The 20,396-nt window shown below is 21.9% G+C and carries 10 protein-coding genes and 1 tRNA gene; 7 read left to right on the plus strand and 4 right to left on the minus strand.

Annotated features, from left to right (window positions below; translation table 11 throughout):
* Positions 1-45: 45 nt before the first annotated feature.
* From rimM to ffh, 3 genes are all read right to left on the minus strand, one after another.
* Positions 46-582, minus strand: coding sequence for a ribosome maturation factor RimM (gene rimM / locus GII40_RS00270; protein ID WP_226813416.1), 537 nt, complete (start codon positions 580-582; stop codon positions 46-48).
* A complete protein-coding gene (rpsP, locus tag GII40_RS00275) occupies positions 579-839 on the minus strand; it encodes a 30S ribosomal protein S16 (protein WP_226813417.1) in 261 nt (86 codons plus the stop codon). The genes rimM and rpsP overlap by 4 nt, the downstream gene beginning before the upstream one ends.
* A gap of 187 nt (positions 840-1,026) precedes the next feature.
* A complete protein-coding gene (gene ffh / locus GII40_RS00280; protein WP_226813418.1) occupies positions 1,027-2,391 on the minus strand; it encodes a signal recognition particle protein in 1,365 nt (454 codons plus the stop codon).
* Positions 2,392-6,651: 4,260 nt separating this feature from the next.
* Here ffh and GII40_RS00285 point away from each other — a divergent pair.
* The 5 genes from GII40_RS00285 (at position 6,652) to GII40_RS00305 (ending at position 13,379) form a co-directional block, all read left to right on the plus strand.
* Positions 6,652-7,698: a rod shape-determining protein gene (locus tag GII40_RS00285; RefSeq protein WP_226813419.1), complete on the plus strand. Its 1,047-nt coding sequence runs from the start codon at positions 6,652-6,654 to the stop codon at positions 7,696-7,698.
* 148 nt (positions 7,699-7,846) lie between these two features.
* Positions 7,847-8,731, plus strand: coding sequence for a rod shape-determining protein MreC (gene mreC, locus GII40_RS00290; RefSeq protein ID WP_226813420.1), 885 nt, complete (start codon positions 7,847-7,849; stop codon positions 8,729-8,731).
* A 163-nt stretch (positions 8,732-8,894) separates the two neighbouring features.
* The gene (gene mreD / locus GII40_RS00295; protein ID WP_226813421.1) at positions 8,895-9,380 is read left to right on the plus strand and encodes a rod shape-determining protein MreD; all 486 of its coding nucleotides are present in this window, start codon (positions 8,895-8,897) and stop codon (positions 9,378-9,380) included.
* Positions 9,381-10,535: 1,155 nt separating this feature from the next.
* Positions 10,536-11,843 (plus strand): cadaverine/lysine antiporter, encoded by a 1,308-nt coding sequence (cadB, locus tag GII40_RS00300; protein ID WP_226813422.1) that lies wholly within the window; start codon positions 10,536-10,538, stop codon positions 11,841-11,843.
* 1,463 nt (positions 11,844-13,306) lie between these two features.
* A tRNA-Ala gene (locus GII40_RS00305) sits at positions 13,307-13,379 on the plus strand.
* A gap of 913 nt (positions 13,380-14,292) precedes the next feature.
* On the opposite strand, the gene cysS is transcribed toward GII40_RS00305, so the two are convergent.
* Positions 14,293-15,684: a cysteine--tRNA ligase gene (gene cysS, locus GII40_RS00310; protein WP_226813423.1), complete on the minus strand. Its 1,392-nt coding sequence runs from the start codon at positions 15,682-15,684 to the stop codon at positions 14,293-14,295.
* Between the two features lie 2,038 nt (positions 15,685-17,722).
* Between cysS and prfB the strand changes: the two genes are divergently transcribed.
* Positions 17,723-18,824, plus strand: a protein-coding gene (gene prfB / locus GII40_RS00315; protein WP_226813424.1) for a peptide chain release factor 2 whose coding sequence is annotated in 2 segments (ribosomal slippage) — positions 17,723-17,794 and positions 17,796-18,824 — 1,101 coding nt in all. Because the reading frame shifts where the segments join, the coding sequence is not laid out codon by codon here.
* Positions 18,825-18,833: 9 nt separating this feature from the next.
* The gene (gene lysS / locus GII40_RS00320) at positions 18,834-20,351 is read left to right on the plus strand and encodes a lysine--tRNA ligase (protein ID WP_226813425.1); all 1,518 of its coding nucleotides are present in this window, start codon (positions 18,834-18,836) and stop codon (positions 20,349-20,351) included.
* The last annotated feature ends 45 nt before the right edge of the window (positions 20,352-20,396 follow it).

The following is a 20,396-nucleotide window of genomic DNA, read 5'->3' on the forward strand; positions in this document are numbered from 1 at the left end:
TAGCCTAAATAATAATATTTTAGTCAATATATCATATTATTATTATTAATCAAATAAAGGACACCAATCTACGGTAATAATCTTATTTTTAAGATTTACATTTTTAATAACTTTTCCATCTAAAAATGGTATTAAATGTTTTTTAATATTACATTTATCTCGCTTATTTTCTTGCACTACTATAACATCGTTAGAACCTGTTTCTATTATATTAACAATTTGTCCTAAATAGTAACCATTAATATTTATTATTTGACAGTTTATAATATCCCTCCAATAATAGTCTCCATTTTGCAATTTCGGTAATTGAGAATATTCTATTACTATTTCTAGATTAGTTAATCTATTTGCTGTATTACGATCATTAATACCTTTAATTTTAATGATTAAATCTTTTTTATAACCTTTCCAATTCTCTAAGTTAATATGCCACCATTGATTATTATTGTGTATAAACCATGGTTGATACTCAAAAATTTTTTTAGTGTTTTCTGTTGATGAAAAGATTTTTAACCAACCATAAAGACCATACGCAGAACCTATCTTACCAAGCACAACAGGATTAGTAATTTTTTTAATCATGCACAAGATACGGCGTGTTTTTTATATTGCTTGATTAATGAAGCTACACGATGAGACATAGTAGCTCCTAAACTCATCCAGTGATCTACTCGATGTAGATCAAAACACATATCTTTTGCTTTATTTGTTGCTAATGGATTAAAAAAACCCACACGATCAATAAAATGACCATCACGTGCATTACGATTGTCAGTCACTACTACCTGATAGAACGGACGTTTTTTAGCTCCACCACGTGCTAAACGAATTGTTACCATAACATCCTCATTAGCTAATACAATAAAATAATTAAAATATCTAATATCTTGGTTTATTAAAATATAGTAGTCTTTACTAAAATTGTAAATATATAAATAAATATAAAATAATAAATTTACTTATTTATAAAAATAACTAAAACTTGCTATTATTTTAATTAAAGTTTTTTAAAAATATAATTAACAATTATTTACCAAATAGTCCAGGTGGAATCATACCTTCAATATTACGCATCATTGTCTTTGTGAAACCTCCTTTTTTTATTTGTTTCATTATACGCTGCATTTGATCAAATTGCTTAAGTAAATTATTAACATCTTGCACTTGCATACCCGAACCTTGTGCAATACGTTTTTTACGTGAGCCCTTAATAATTGTTGGATGAGAACGTTCTTTTAAGGTCATTGACATTATTATTGCTTCCATATGAAATAATAATTTATCATCTATCTGATTTGTAATATTTTTTGATAATTGTCCTATACCAGGAATTTTTGTTAATATATGATTAACGCCACCCATTTGACGCATTTGTTTTAATTGTTCCATAAAATCAGTTAAGTCAAAATCATTACTTTTTTTTAGTTTTTGTGCTAATTTTTCAGTTTGTGTGCGATTTACTGTATTTTCAATATCATCTATTAATGATAATATGTCACCCATGCCTAAAATACGAGATGCTATGCGATCTGGATAAAATGGTTCTAAAGCTTGAGCCTTTTCACCTACACCTAAAAATTTAATTGGCTTACCGGTAATATGACGAATCGATAAAGCAGCACCTCCACGGGTATCGCCGTCAACTTTTGTTAATATTATACCTGTGAACGGTAGAGCTGCATTAAAAGTTTTAGCAATGTTAGCTGCATCCTGTCCTGTCATTGCATCTACAACAAATAGTGTTTCAATTGGATGAATGATATCATATATTTGTTGCATCTCTTTCATCATTATTTCATTAATATGTAAACGACCCGCAGTATCAACAAGTAAAACGTCATAGAATTTTTTCTTGGCATATTGTAATGCAGATCTAGCAATTGTTGTTGGTTGTTCTTGAATATCAGATGGAAAAAAGTCTATCTCTATTTCTTGTGCTAAAATTGCTAGTTGTTTAATAGCTGCCGGTCGGTAAACATCGGTAGAAACAGCTAATACTTTTTTTTGATGCTTTTCTTTAAGAAATTTGCCCAGTTTAGCAATACTAGTTGTTTTACCTGCACCTTGCAATCCAGCAATTAATATAACAGCTGGTGGTTGAGTAGCTAAATTAAGTCCAATATTAACTGTACCCATGGCATGTGTCATTTCTTTTTTAACAATACTAATAAATGTTTGACCTGGAGTAAGACTTTTATTAATTGCTTGCCCTAATGCATTTGTGTAAACACTATTAATAAAGTCATTAATTACTGGTAATGCAACATCTGCTTCTAGTAATGCGATACGTACTGCACGTAGTGTATCTTTAATATTTTTTTCTGTAAGTTGCCCATTACTACTAAGATTATGTAATGCATTTGATAATCTATTGCTTAAATTTTTAAACATATTTTTTACTTCATGTAAATAATGTCGTCTACTTAACGACGTGAATTAAAGTAATGATATTCAATATAATTACTTTTTGCGTTTTTTATATAGAACATGTATATTGTCAATTTATTTATAGTTATATAATTTACTATTGTACATATAGTAATATAAACTACAATCATAAATATACATTAAATTATATTTAATATATTAATATTTTTTAATATATATAATGAATTATAACTATATAGTTATTTATTATAATAATAAGTTTAAATGTTGTTATTTTAAATTAGTTATTAGATTTAACTTTTATATATAACTAATTCGTAAAAATACTTAAAAAGTATTTAAAATATTGTTTTTATTTGTCTACAAATAAGATATCTATTAATTATTATATTTGGTGATTAACATAATATAATATGAATAAAATATATTATTTTAAATAAAATAATACATTAAATATTGTAAATTTAATTGATATGATTTTCAATAATTACATAGATATTATATAATGAATAATATTTAATATTATTAATAAAAGATATATTTATATATACTAATTATTTTAATAATTTTTATTAAAATTGTATTTTACTATTAAATAATATGTAGAAAGATTGTTTTATTCAAAATTAATTTCTAATTATTAGAATTTGTTAAGTATAGTACTATGATCAAAACTCTCAATTACCAAATTATTTATTTTTTAAAAAAATAGTAAAGTAATAATAATTTATAAATGTATAGACAGTATAAATAAATAATAAAAATTTATTCTAAATAAGCTACTTTTAAAATAGTTAATAAATTAAAATTATTCTTATATAATAGCATATAATGTAATAATAAAAATTATTTATTTTTAAATAACTTAATAATATATTTTTTATAAAAATAATTATTAACATTCATTCGTAGAATATTTTTCATATTTATAAAAGACACAATAATCTATACAATAATTTTGCTATAATTCTCTTGCATATTAATCTTGATCTATAACTATAGTAATAGTTTTATTTTTTAAAAATTCTATATGCAATATATTATTACATAGTATTTAAAGATTACTCATTTAGTACATTGTATTAATTTATTAAAATATTAATAATATATATTGAGTTTTAATTTATAAATTAATCAATTCAATTGTATGAATTATATTAATTAGTAAATAATTATTAATTAATAATTATTAAAATACTATAATTTTTATAATTTAATATAGTAATAATATAAATACGATTACTTGTCTTAAGTTTTACGTAATTAATGCAAATATATATAATATTTTATCAAATTTTTTAAAAAAATCACAATATTAATTGTCATAATTAATATATTTAAAATGATTAATTTATAAAAAGTATTTATGTAGTAAATAAAAAATATTATTACTTTATTATTTTCTTATTTTATATATTTAAAATAATTTATTGTGGTTTATAAATAGTGTAAAATATCATTTTATAAAACTTATTAAGTTATCATATTGTGCCTATTATATATTTTTTATAAAATAGCTTATATTATGCGATAATACTTTATTACTATTTATTAAAAAAATATAAAATTATTAATTAAGTATTTAAAATAAGTAATATGTAATATTTATTTTCTTTCATAATTATAGTTATTGTTTATACATTCTGCTAGTCTTAGCACTTATTTATAAATATCTATTATTTATTAATATTTGATTCTCAGTAAATATAATTATTAGATTAAATAATAATATGTTTATAATGATAACTCTTAAGATCTAAGTATTTATATAAAATAACTTAGTGAACATACAAGATATATTTAAATTATTATTATCCTTATTAATTCCAAAATACTTGTTTCTATTCATATCAAATCAATTCTAATAGAAGATTATTTGTGTCATTATGATATCTTGATAATCAGTTTTTATTAATATATAGAATATATTATGTTAATTAATTTCAAATATTAATAATTTTAAATTCAATAATTTTATAAAATTTAAGATCTTCATAAATTAGTTGAATTTATAGCTATCATTATATGATTTATATTTTTTATATAAAAAAATAAGATCAAAACATATTAATATATTATAATGCTTTATTGAGTTATATACTTATTATAATGCTAAGAATAAATATTTTTTAATAATTTTATTGATAAAATAATTATTTAAAATAATATCATTATAAATTAAATAACATTTTTATAGAAACATTGCAAAAAACACAATTTAGTAAATTATTATAAATAATACTTTTTTAAGTATTGATTTGTTATAATTTTTATAAAATTAGATTTGCTATTTATGTGTTATTAAAATAGAATTTTTTATTGTTTAATAAATAATTTACACAAAATAATTAATGATATATAAATATATTCTATATTACTTATAACTTTAAAAAAATATCTTATTTATTAATAAAATTTTTATGTGATATATATCTTTAAAATCTAATCATTAAATAATATATTTTTTTAATGAGTATTGCTTTTATAAACACAATATATTATTTAGAATAAGAATATATTGTACTGAATTTTTTAAAAAATTATCTTTAATAATAATATGTTATTGCTTCAAAAATTTAATAATGATTGTTTTTTATAAAATTTATAATGCTTTATTGTAGTATATCTTTATAGCATCTTAGCGATATGTAATCTATAATTTAATTATATAGAATATATCATACTTGATATATACTTTATTTATACAGAATATAATATATATCTAATTAATATGTTAATTGTAATTATAACATTTTATAAAAAATATAACAGTTAAGCATTTAGTCTGTTTTTATAGATTATGATATTCATTGAATATTATATTTTATCTTATTATATAAAAAACAGTACTATTATGGCAGTATTAAATAGAATACTATATTTGAAGTATTTAGATAACGTATTTATATATTTAATATGTATTATTCCATAATTTATTGAAATACAATTTTATATTGCATTTAAATAAATAAATTTTTTCTAAATAATTAGAACATTATCATTATTTGTATCATTGCATAATTTTATATAACCAATAAAAATGTTCTCTCAAAAGTTTCATCGTATATATACTGATGTAGTATAATTTTATAAATTTATTGTTATGATAAAAACTATATAAAATTTGATATACCTATATTACATTTTTAATAAATAAAATAATTTTAGATAAAATTATTCGTACTGTATAGTATTAATTAATCTTATATAATAAGATATTTAATAAAATCAATAAAAGTAAAAAATAAATTTTAGATATATTAGATATTATCTCCATATAACATGTATATATTATATTTTACTACTATTTAATAAAAACTAATTATACAATCATTTTATTATAATATAAATATATGATATATACATGTATCTATAATAAAATATAGAGTGTATTATTAATAATAAATTAATACAATATTATATGATTTATTAAGTAATAATAGTGCTATTTTAATACTTGAAATTTATTTAATACTTTATACATTAACAGTCATTATATTATATCTTAGCCAAAATATAATCTTTACGTATTTTATTTAAAAAACTTTATAAGTATCAGTATATATATAATATACTAGATATAAATATAGTTCATGTCAAAAATAATGTATAATATTTTATTAAAGAAAGAATTTTATATTAGTTAAATCTCTAAAATTTAATTATATATAATATGCTATAGAAAATAAAATATATAACAATATTTTAGAGAGTATATTAATACTAAGAAATAAAAAATTCTTAAAGAAAACAATACTACTAATTATGATGTAAATATTTATATAAAATATTACAAATAAACAGATTAAGATCTACAAAAGAATAATGTTATTATAGCAATAAATTATTTTATTATTTTAAATTCATATGTAATATTATTATAAATAATAAATTAATGTTTTGTGAAGATATTTATAATATTGTATCTTGTACCACTTAATACAACAAATTATTTTTAGTAATTAAATGCATGTATATTAACTTAATATTTCTTATACAGTAATATTATGTAATATAAATTTAAACAGCTACTACTGTTATTGTGTGTTGTAATACTAATTATTGGTACGGTATTTTATATTTATTTTATGTGTATCATTACATTCTATTTTTTATATATACATACGTACTAATATTAAATATTAAATATATTTTTAATTCTACTAAAGTAGTAAAATATTTTATATATTATTACTGCTTTTATGTAATTAGTGTAGTAAAAAATTTTATTTTTCTCTCAGTTTTTAGGATTATCTGTCAACTATGTTTAAGAAATTTCGTGGTATTTTTTCAAATGATTTATCTATTGACTTGGGTACAGCTAATACTCTTATTTATGTAAAAGGACAGGGCATTGTATTAAATGAACCATCCGTTGTAGCTATTCGTCAGGATAGAACAGGATCTCTACAGAAAAGTGTTGCTGCAGTTGGATATGAAGCTAAGCAAATGTTAGGGCGTACGCCAGGTAATATTGCTGCAATTCGTCCAATGAAAGATGGTGTTATTGCTGATTTTTTCGTTACCGAAAAAATGCTTCAATATTTTATTAAACAAGTGCATAGCAATAGCTTAATGCGTCCTAGCCCAAGAGTTCTAGTTTGTGTACCTGTTGGAGCTACCCAGGTAGAACGTCGCGCAATAAGGGAATCAGCTCAAGGAGCAGGTGCTCGAGAAGTATTCCTTATTGAAGAACCAATGGCTGCAGCAATAGGAGCAGGACTACCTGTTTCTGAAGCAACTGGATCTATGGTTATAGATATAGGTGGTGGTACTACTGAAGTTGCTGTTATTTCCCTTAATGGTGTTGTCTATTCTTCTTCTGTTCGTATTGGAGGTGATCGTTTTGATGAAGCTATTATTAATTATGTACGTCGTAATTATGGTTCATTAATTGGTGAAGCAACTGCAGAACGCATTAAACATGTCATTGGCTCTGCTTATCCTGGTGATGAAGAGCGTACTATTGAAGTACGTGGACGCAACTTAGCAGAAGGTGTACCACGTGGATTTACATTAAATTCCAATGAAATTCTTGAAGCTCTACAAGAAACTCTTACTGGAATAGTTAGTGCTGTAATGGTTGCGTTAGAGCAATGTCCACCAGAGCTAGCTTCTGATATATCTGAACGCGGTATGGTATTAACTGGAGGTGGTGCATTATTACGTAATTTTGAACATTTATTAATGAAAGCAACTGGTATTCCGGTAGTAATTGCGGAAGAACCACTTACATGCGTCGCACGAGGTGGTGGTAAAGCACTAGAAATGATTGATATGCATGGTGGTGATTTGTTTAGTGAAGAATAATAAATAACTACATTAGTTTATTTTCTTGCTTTTAGTAATTTTATATATTTTAACTATATTTTAGGTCTTATAATATGTTAATTTAAATTTTATTTTTATTTTTTTAGATTCATTTTTTAATTTCCTATAATTAAGAATAGTATAATTTATGAAACATATTTTTAATAGAGGTCCTTTTATACAGTTACGACTCTTTATAGCTATAATTATTTCTATAGGATTAATTATTGCAGATAGCCACTTAAGTATTTTTAAGAAAATTCGTAGTTATCTAGATACTGCTGTTAGTCCATTATATTATCTTTCCAATGTACCACGTCAAATTCTAGAAAATGTATCAAATACCTTAATCTCTCATAAACAATTACAACTAGAAAATAGAATATTACGTCAAGAACTTTTATTAAAAAATAGCGATATTTTATTATTAGGTCACTTTAAACAAGAGAATGCTCATTTACGTGAATTATTAGGTTCGTCATTACATCAAGATGAACATAAAATGTTGACTAAAGTTATTTTAAAGTTACCTGACCCTTATAGTGATCAGGTTATTATTGATAAAGGTAGTAACAATAATGTGTATGTTGGTCAGCCTATTATTAATGATAAAGGTGTAGTAGGTCAAGTTATTGCTGTTGGCCAAAATACTAGTAGAGTACTGCTTATTTGTAATGCATTACATGCTCTACCTATTCAAGTATTACGAAATGATATACGTATATTAGCTTTAGGCAATGGTTGTACTAATGATTTTCAACTTGAACATCTACCGATTAATACTGATATTCGTGTGGGTGATATATTAGTAACGTCTGGATTAGGTGGACGTTTTCCGGAAGGATATCCTGTTGCTGTTGTCTCTTTAGTAAAGATTGATAATCAACACTCGTATACTATAATAAAAGCACGTCCAACTACGGAATTACAACGTTTACGATATTTATTATTGCTATGGATCACTGAACACAAAGCAACAATGTCACCAAATGCAGTTCATAGTATTGCTAACGAACGTATATTACATAGATAAAATAGTACATAATTAATAAAAATATAATAAATATAAAATATTTATTCTATTTAGTTAGAATATAAATATATATTACATTTTCTATGTATTAGAACGAGACATAGTTAACTGTAAAGCATTTATTAATAGCTTTCTTTACGTTATATACAAAGAGAGGTTAGTTATGTTAGTATATGATCGTAATCATCGTTGGATGATTTGGTTATTTTTTTTACTATCTTTTATTTTACAAATTATGCCATGGCCTGATACACTAATAATCTTGCGTCCAAATTGGTTAGCGTTGTTTTTGATTTATTGGGTCATGATACTACCATATCATATTAATATTGGTACTGGTTTTATATTAGGATTAATATGGGATATTATTTTAGGGTCTGCACTTGGTATTCGTGCATTAGCATATAGTTTATTAGCGTATTTAGTAGCATTAAAATTTTACTTATTTCGCAATATGCCACTCTGGCAACATGCATTAATGATTTTTTTATTAACTGCTGCTATGAATGTGTTAATTTCTTGGGAGGTAGTTATTATAACACATACCGATTTTCATCCAGAACTATTTTGGAATAGTTTAGTAAATGGTATGCTTTGGCCATGGTTTTTTCTTTTAATGCGCAAAATTAGTAATCGTTTAATAAAATAATAATTTATTGCATATATAATAAATATTGCTATATTAAATATATATAAAAATTTTATTAAAAATATCAGTATTTTAAGTATAATATTCAATAAAATATTAATATAAAATTTAAGATTTTTTATTCTAAAAGAATAAAATAATATTATTAAATAATAACTAATTTATAATTCATATAAACATTATTATAAATAATTACAAATATTTTTTAAAGAAAATGTTAATCAGCATATTATATACAATATTTATTATAAATAACTTTTAAATTATTATTTATAATAAGTTAACTCAAAATATAATTAAATAAAATTTTATTTATAAATATTAAGATTTATATCGTATATAAAAAGTCGTTTGTAGATGACGTATTCTTATATAGTTTTTTGTAAAATAGTTAAAATGAAAATAATTATTAAGTTAAATTATTACTTAAAGTAATTCAATTACTAGATAATTTACGCAACAAACTAATAAATCTAATAAAACATATTATATGTTTTTAAAATTTCTAATAATTATATTGATTCTAATTTGATAAAATATTTAAAATATTTTAGAAATATATAAATATAAATGTATATTATATATAATATAAAATAATGCTATGTATTAAGTAATCAATATATTAATAAGTTACTAAATTATTAATAAATTAATTATTATAGATAGTGATAGTGTTTAATGTATATAAAAATATTTGTATATTTTTTATTATAGTATTGTATTGCTTGATAAAAAATAAGCTTATTAATTTAATAAATAATTATTCTTGAAAAGAATATATAAAATCATTTTTTTATTAAAGTTAATATTTTATATATATCAATATCAGTCATCAAAAATTAGATAATACAATGATATATTCCATCAAGTTAATTATTAATTATATTAATAACTTAAATAACTTTATAAATAATTTATTTATAAATAATAATGTGTAATATACAATATTTTATTAATCTTTATTTTTTATGTATTGATTATAGATTAATATTATTTTTTTAGATAAAATCATACTTTTAAGTATTGTTACAAGAGTAATGTTTACTAAAATTATATTTATTAGTTATATTTACTCATTCATTTTATGACGCAATAATTTTTATGTCTATATTGAATTATATTAGCAGAATTAAATTACTATAGGATAGTAAGTGTATGGCATCTAAAAAAAAAATAGGTCTAATTACTTGTACTGGTATTGTTGCTGGTAATATGATGGGCAGTGGAATTGCATTATTACCTACTAATCTTGCTAAATTAGGATCTATTACTATTATTGGTTGGATCATAGCAATGATAGGTGCTATTGTATGGGCTTATGTTTATGCTAGATTATCTAATATTAATCCTCAAGAAGGCGGTCTTATTGCTTATGCTGGTGAAATAAGTCCAGTACTTGGTTTTCAAACTAGCGTCTTATATTACCATGCAAACTGGATAGGTAATCTTGTATTCTGTATTACAGCCGTTTCTTATTTATCAACTTTTTACTCAATATTTCATAATCCAGTATCAACAGGAATTACCTGTATTATTATTATTTGGATTTTAACTTTTATTAATATACTTGGTGGCATGTGGGTAAGTAGTTTAACAACAATTGGTCTTATTCTATTGCTGATTCCTGTTGTTGGCACAGGAATTGCAGGTTGGCATTGGTTTGAGATAGATATTTATAAAAGTAATTGGAATATATCTGGAAATACTGATTATAATACGATTATAAAAAGTATTACATTGTGTTTATGGGCTTTTATTGGTGTTGAATCTGCTACAGTTACGACTAATATAGTAAAAAATCCAAAACGTAATATTCCTATTGCTACTATATTAGGGACATGTATTGCTGGTGTATCTTATATTTCTGCTACTCAGGTTATTGCGGGTATGTATCCGACTGCTCAAATAGCAGCATCTAATGCTCCATTTAATATAAGTGTGTCTACAATAGTTAGTCCATGGGCTGGATCATTAGTTTCTATATTTATTACTTTTGCCTGCTTAAGTTCACTATGTTCTTGGATGATGCTAGTTGGACAAGCTGGTGTTCGTGCTGCACATGATGGAAACTTTCCTAAAGTATATGGTGATATAGATAAATATGGAATTCCACGCAAAGGTTTGTGTTTGTCTGCTATTAAAATGACAATACTCATGATTATTATTACTATAATCAATGTTAGTGGAATTCAACTATCAGAATTATTTGGTGAGTTAACAAAAATTGTAGTTTTATTAATTATATTACCGTATTTTTATTCATGTATTAATTTAATATGTTTTGATAATGTTCAATGTAATAATATGTTGAGTTTATTTATTGCTATATTAGGTTGTTTGTTTTGTTTGATTGTATTAATAGGAGCTAATTATTTTGAATTAGTAGGTTTTTTGATTATTAGTTTAACTGTCTTAATGTTTTATGCAATAAAAATAAGACGCAATCAATTAGCAAAAAAATAAACTTTATCAATTTTTATATATAAATCAATTTTAGACTTAAATAGTAAAAATATCTTAAAGTATGTATAATTCAATGTTAATATTAAAAGAATATATTATAGGGCTATTATTATTTTTATTATGTAGTGTGATGAAATATTTTATTATTACTTAAGATTTTAATATTTAATATATAAAAATATTTTGATGAAATAATACTATATAATAAAATATATTTTTTTAGATAAATCTATTATTTATAGTGGTATTATATTAACATAATATTTTTATGCTTATAACAATATTATCATAAAGTTATTTTATGTATTATTAAAATTAGAGATTAATAAATATCTTACTGTAAATTTTTCTTTAAAATATTTAAATATAATTTATTCAAAAATCACAGTCATATAATACCTATTATTTAGATTAAATAATAAAATATTTTAATTTTTTATAATTACTTATATCTTTAAACATGTATAGCAATACAATTTAGTTATTACTAATGTTTTTATATTATTAGCATCATCCATAGTATAAAATAAATATTTATTATGGTTATATTCAATAGTTTAACAGATAATAACTTGGTTAATAAGATATTCGTAAAATAATTACTATTAATATAGTTATTATAATTTTAATAAAAAATATAAATAATATATAAATCACATCAAATATTAAATAATAGATAATAGATAATTCAGAAAATAAAATAATTATTTTTATATAAATTATATTACATAATAAAAAATTTATTTTAATAAATATTTTAAATAATTGAACATTAATTTACATGACTAATATTTATTATTTTTTAAATTTTAGAATAAAATTAAATTGTATTTAATATTTTATTATTATATAATAATACCTATTATTAATAATTTAATATACTTTATTAAAATTTATCAGATTATTATAAATATATTATATCTTATTATAAACAACCATTATATTTAATATTCATTAAATTAGATATCAAAATAATAGTCCATACATTCTATATTATAGAAAATAAATTGCATATATAATCATACTATATTTGATAAATAATACTTATTATATATTAACACGCATAAGTAATATTTTGCTATTAATATAATTACATTGTATTGCATTATTATTAAGTAATTATGTTTTATGTTATAATATAATAGGTCATTAAACTTAACTATTTATAATTATATTATATCTTTATTAAAGATAATAATGCTATTCAAAGTTATTAAATAATATTCATTATCTGAGTCATAAAAATATTTATTTAATTAATATTTATATTATTAATATATTTTGTATAAATTAAGGATATTTTATTATATGAATATTTTTATAGAAAATTATTTATTATATACTAATTAATTTATATCTCATTATATAATTGATTAATAGTAAGATCATTAGATATGAAAACATTTTTATAAAAAATATTTAAATAATTATTTGTAAAAATTATGATAATATAATATTTTTATGGGGCTATAGCTCAGATGGAAGAGCACTTGCATGGCATGTAAGAGGTCAGCGGTTCGATCCCGCTTAGCTCCATAATCATAGTAGTAATAATAAAAATTAAGATAATATCTTATTATATTTTAATAAAAATTTATTATTTATTACAGAATAAGCAAAAATTATATTATTAAAAAATATATATTTATGTAAATTAATATTTAATGCTTGTTTTTATATTAATTATTTTAGTTATAAAATAAATTTATTATACTAAATATATTCAATATTTCAGTAAAATATTTTTATATATCTATAACTATTAATTAAATAATAAATTATTAAGAATGAACACATATTTATTTATAATATCTTACATTTAAATATTTTCTTACTTATATGTTATAGTGATATAGTTATAGATAATACAATAATTGATCATGATTTATTTACAATAGATATTAATATATTATATTTATAATATAGTTTACATAATTAATATGCTTATTATTACATAATAATATATAGTTGTTTTATATTTAATCACATTATATATAATGTTTTGCAGAATAGATAAATAATAATGAATAGTATCAAAAAAATAATTAATCACTATAATTTTTTATAGTACAAAATAATATTACTTATTACATCTATTTTAATAATTGTATGCCTTGTATACATTTATTATTTTATTTGTATTTTTACATATTATATTAATGTTTGATTATTATGTAATTACATAATTTTATTAATTAAAATAATTATAGAAATATTTTGTTATTTACATAAATAGTGACAATAAAAAATAATTTACTACTAATATACTAAGTATCATCAACATATTAGTAATAATCTATATATGTTATAGACTTGAAATATACATATATTTAATTTATTTATATAAAATTCATAAACTTATTAATTATAATAATATAATTAATTGTATTATTAATTATCATATATAGTCTTATTAAGTATATTAATAGTTATATAAAATATAAAAATATTATTTACAATGCCATTTAGTAGTTTCAGAATTAATGTCCTCTAGTATAATGCCTAATTGATTTAATTGATTACGTATAGAGTCTGCTATTGCCCAATTTTTAATTGTACGTGCATCTTGACGTTGTTTAATAAGTTTTTCTATTTTATTTATTGCTTGATTATCAATATTTGAATATCTTTGTAAAAAAACTTCTGGATCTTGTTCCAAGATTCCTAAAATATTTGCTAGTTTACGTAACTCAGCCGCCATGACATGAACTTGAGACATATTATTTTCTAACTTAAGCCGATTTATTTCACGTGCTAAATCAAATAACGTTGAGTAAGCTGCTGGAGTATTAAAATCATCATCCATAGCTTCACGGAATAACATTTCAAAAGCACTATTTTTTTCTGGTTCTATGTTATAATTTGTGCTACGTAGTGCCATATATAAACGTTTTAATGCTAAGCTAGCCTGATCAAGACTATTAACATTATATTGTAATTGACTACGATAATGACTAGACATTAAAAAATATCTTATTATTTCAGCATCATATTGTTGTAGTAATTCACGTATAGTAAAACAATTACCTAACGATTTAGACATTTTATCATTATTCATTAGAACCATACCGGAATGCATCCAATAATTTACATAAAAATTATTGTAAGTGCAACTAGATTGAGCAATTTCGTTATCATGATGCGGAAACATTAAATCTGAACCACCACCATGAATATCAAAAGATACTCCTAATTGTTTGTAAGTCATTGCTGAACACTCAATATGCCATCCTGGTCGTCCTGCGCCCCATGGTGATTCCCAATAAGGTTCATGTTTCTTGGATATTTTCCATAGTACGAAGTCCATAGGATTTTTTTTTGTATTAGTAGTTTTAATACGTACTCCAATATGTAATTTTTTTAGATTTTGACGAGACAATAAACCATAATCATTATAAGTATCTACGGAAAATAATACATCTCCATTATAAGCAACATATGCGTTTCCGCGCAAAATAAGTTGCTTAATTATTATAATAATTTCAGAAATATGTTCTGTTGCTCGTGGTTCAATAGCTATATTTGAAATATTTAACGAATCAAAATCTTTATGCATTTCAATTAACATTCGTTCAGTTAATTGCTTGTAGCTTTCTTTGTTTTTTAGTGCACGTTGAATAATTTTATCATCTATATCAGTTATATTGCGTACATATTTTAGTTGATAACCTAAATAAATAAGATAACGAGCAACTACGTCAAAAGCGACAAAAGTACGTCCGTGACCGATATGACATAAATCATAAATAGTTATTCCACATACGTACATACTTACTTCACCTTTACGTATAGGTTTAAATTCTTCTTTTTGACGAGTAAGAGTATTAAAAATTTTAAGCATGGAGTTCCTACAATTTTATATAAAAAATAGATATGCAACCGTAAATCAAATAAATATGCAATTATAATATAGTCATGTATAATTACATGTATAACTTAATAAGTTATATACATGTAATATTTTACTAGATAATTTATTTTGCTTTTATGATGCATAAAATATTTTAATATTTGACATAAAAAAATATTCAATATATAAGATTTATTTTAAAATATAATTAATCTAAATAAATTATATTTTTATTTATTAGAAAGACTAGAGTTATAATTGAATAACAATGAATATATACTTTATATAAATAGCGTAATATTTTATTATTAATATTTAATATTGTTATTATACTTTATTTATTAATCTTATCAATAATTTTATATATAAATGTTTTACCAGAAGATATATTATATATCTGTGTATTTTAAAGAAATTAACTTGCTCTTATTTTAGATTATTCTATCTATAATCTGTAATTATTATTTTGATATAATTTATTTATTAATAATATACAATGTAACAATGATATTTATTATGTATAATATATAATATATTTAATCTTTTTAAGGATTCAGATTATTATATAATATAAAAACTATGATATAATTAAATTATAAAAAATATATTTATTGTTTAGCTAAAAAAATGACTTATAACTTTAATAAATATTCTATATAAGCATATTCAGTATTATAATCTTTTTAAGATAAAATATTTATTTATATAATCTTATATATTTTTTTAAAAAAATTCACTGATTATATTAAGTACTGTAACTGTTGTTTATTAAACATATATTATTTTACATGAAATAATAAAATCATATTTTATTAAAATTAGTATACTTATATTAAGCATTTCTATAAAATTTATATAGTTAGATAGAATAAAATATATTAAAAATATGTATCTAGAACAATAAAACTTTATTGTTATTCACTATATCTATCGTCATAAGATATTATAATCCAATATAAATCTTATACAAATATTATAAGAGTATTATATTATGAATATAATCTTAAATTTTACATGTTACTGCAACTATTATACTATTATTTTAATCTTTAAAAGATAATATGATATATTTTTATCAAAATAATAAAATATTATTTATCGCATTAAATATTCATTTTTATATATTGACTATTATTTAATATTTATTGCATCAATTAATATCTAAATAACTTGTCTATTCATTAGTAGATATTAACAATAAATATTGCTATTAAAATAAAAATAGTAAATCCATTAAAATTAGATTTTTATAAAATAAATTATCTATTTAACATATTAATTATTTATTATAATAAGCACTGATAAAAGTTATCCTATATAAGACATAATATATTGATATATACTATAATATATTAATCTTTAAGAAAATTTTATAAAAAAAATATCATTCAATAATGCAATCAATCTTTAAAAGTATTAAAGATATTATCTCTTATTATCATATACATTTATCAAAAAAATATATTATTATATTTATTTCAAGATACAGGACATTATTAATATTTGTAAAATTTAAAAAAATACATAAAAGATCTAATTACTAAACATTTTTTACTAAATACATTACAGTATTAATATTAAAGATTTATGATAATTGACTTAGAAATACATTATTTATACTGCTTAAGTATGAAATATCAATTATTAATAATAATACATTTTACTAAATGAATATGTGTAAATATGAACATAATATCGTTAAAATATTTAATTATTTTAATTTTATTGACGTTTTTAGAAAAACCTTTTTGCTAAAAAAATAACATAGCATTACAAATATTGTTAATAACATTAGTACAACTTAATTTATTTAATCAAAACTTAATAAAAATTAAGTAATACATTATAATACTTGTTAATATATACAATAAATATATTAAATAAAATAATTATGATATAATTTAAAATTAGATATCAGTAGTATTAAATTAATGATATTATATATAATAATATATTATTTATAATAATTTTTTATTATTAAAATAATTTAATTTCTTTTTTTAATATCTTATAAATATAATATAAAAATATGTCTGAAATTAATATAATAAATAATCGAATTACCAATTTATCTAAACGGATAGAAATCCTTACAGGATATTTTTGACTATGATAACAAAAAAGAACGACTAGCAGAAGTTAATTCTGAATTAAAACAGCCAGATATTTGGAATAAATCAGAATACGCACAAACTCTTGATCAAGAACGTTATTTTCTAGAGGAGATTATTAATACAAGTAATCAAATGACTAATGAATTAAATGATATTTCTGAATTATTAGAGTTAATAATTGAAGATAATGATATAACAAATTTTAATGACATTAGTGATGAGTTAACACAATTAGAAAATAAAATCCTTCAATTAGAATTGCATCGTATGTTATCTGGTAAACATGATAGCGCTGATTGTTATATCGATATTCAAGCAGGATCTGGTGGAATTGAGGCACAAGATTGGGCAAGTATGTTGCTGCGTATGTTTTTGCGTTGGGCAGGTAATAAAGGTTTTAATACTGAAATTATTGAGTTATTAAATGGTGAAATTACCGGATTAAGATCTGTTACCGTAAAAATATCTGGTAAATATGCATATGGTTGGTTTCGTACTGAAACTGGCGTACATCGTTTAGTACGTAAAAGTCCTTTTGATTCTTCTGGTCGCCGTCATACATCATTTAGTGCTGCTTTTGTATATCCTGCAATAGCAGGTAATAATTGTAATATTGAAATACACCCAACTGATTTACGCGTTGATGTTTATCGCGCATCAGGCGCTGGAGGACAACATGTTAATCGTACAGAATCTGCAGTACGCATTACTCATATTCCAACTAATATTGTTACTCAGTGTCAAAGTAATCGCTCTCAACATAAAAATAAAGATCAGGCAATGCGCCAACTAAAAGCTAAAATATATCAATATGAAATACATAAACAAAATATAAAAAAACAGATAATAGAAAATAGCAAATCAAATATTTGCTGGGGCAATCAAATTCGTTCTTATATATTAGATGATTCCCGCATAAAAGACTTACGCACTGGTGTTGAAACACGCAATATACAATCAATATTAGATGGTAATTTAGATATATTTATTGAGTCAAGTTTAAAAGCTGGATTATAAGGAAATAATATGTCTAGATCCCAAGTACACAATATGGAACATATTATAAATACAAATAATGATATACAATCACGTCGTGCAAAACTTTCAATATTACGTAAAAAAGGAGATGTCTTTCCTAATAATTTTCGTCGTGATCTAATTTCCAATCAGTTACATAGTTTATACGACAAAAAAAATAAAATAGAACTTGATAATATAAATATTATGGTATCTGTTGCAGGTCGTATGATAACTCGCCGTATTATGGGAAAAGCTTCTTTTATAACTTTACAAGACATGGGTGGTAGCATACAGTTATATGTTACTCGTGATTCTCTAAAAGACGGTCTGTATAATAATCATTTTAAAAAATGGGATATAGGAGATATTATCGGAGCTTATGGTAAAATCTTTCGCACTGATACTGGTGAATTATCTATCTACTGTTATGAAATTCGTTTACTAACTAAAGCTCTTAGACCTCTACCAGATAAATTTCATGGCCTTATAGATCAAGGGACGCGCTATCGTCAACGTTATCTTGATCTAATTGCAAATACAAAATCTCGAGAGATTTTTCGTATTCGTTCTAAAACTATTTCTGCAATACGTAGCTTTATGTTGAATAAACAATTCATGGAGGTAGAAACACCCATGATGCAAGTTATTCCTGGAGGTGCTACAGCTCGTCCATTTATTACTCATCATAATGCACTAGATATTGATATGTATTTACGTGTCGCGCCAGAGTTATACTTAAAACGTCTTGTCATTGGTGGTTTCGAACGTATATTTGAAATTAATCGTAATTTTCGTAATGAAGGTATTTCTCCTCGCCATAATCCAGAATTTACTATGATGGAAATGTATATAGCTTATGAAGATTACAAATATTTAATTGTTTTCATTGAAGATATGTTTCGTACTCTTACTAAAGAAATTCTTGGTAGCAACATTCTTAAATATGGTGATCAAACATTAGATTTTAGTAAACCTTTCAGACAAATGACTATGAAAGAATCTATTAATTATTATTATCCAGATATTACAATAAAAGCACTCGATGATTTTAAAAAAATACTTAAATATGCTGAATACTTTAAAATAAAGATTTCAAAAAAATGGAGTTTAGGTCGTATTCAATGTGAGATATTTGATACAATTGTAGAGAAAAAACTTATTCAACCAACTTTTATAACCGAATATCCATTAGAAGTTTCTCCACTTGCAAGATGTAATGATAATAATCCATTAATTACTGATCGTTTTGAATTATTTATAGGCGGTCGTGAAATAGGTAATGGTTTTTCCGAGTTAAATGATCCTGAAGAACAGGCTATAAGATTTCAAAATCAGGCATATGCAAAAGATACAGGTGATGATGAAGCAATGTGTTACGACGAAGATTATATTATTGCTTTAGAATATGGACTACCACCAACTGCTGGGTTAGGAATTGGTATTGATCGTATGATTATGTTGTTTACTGATAGCCATACTATTCGTGATGTTATTTTATTTCCTACTATAAATACATTAAAATAAAAATTCTACTTATTTATGTTATTATATTATTTATACATACTATGT

Source organism: Candidatus Profftia lariciata, assembly GCF_020541265.1.
Lineage (GTDB): Bacteria > Pseudomonadota > Gammaproteobacteria > Enterobacterales > Enterobacteriaceae > Profftia > Profftia lariciata.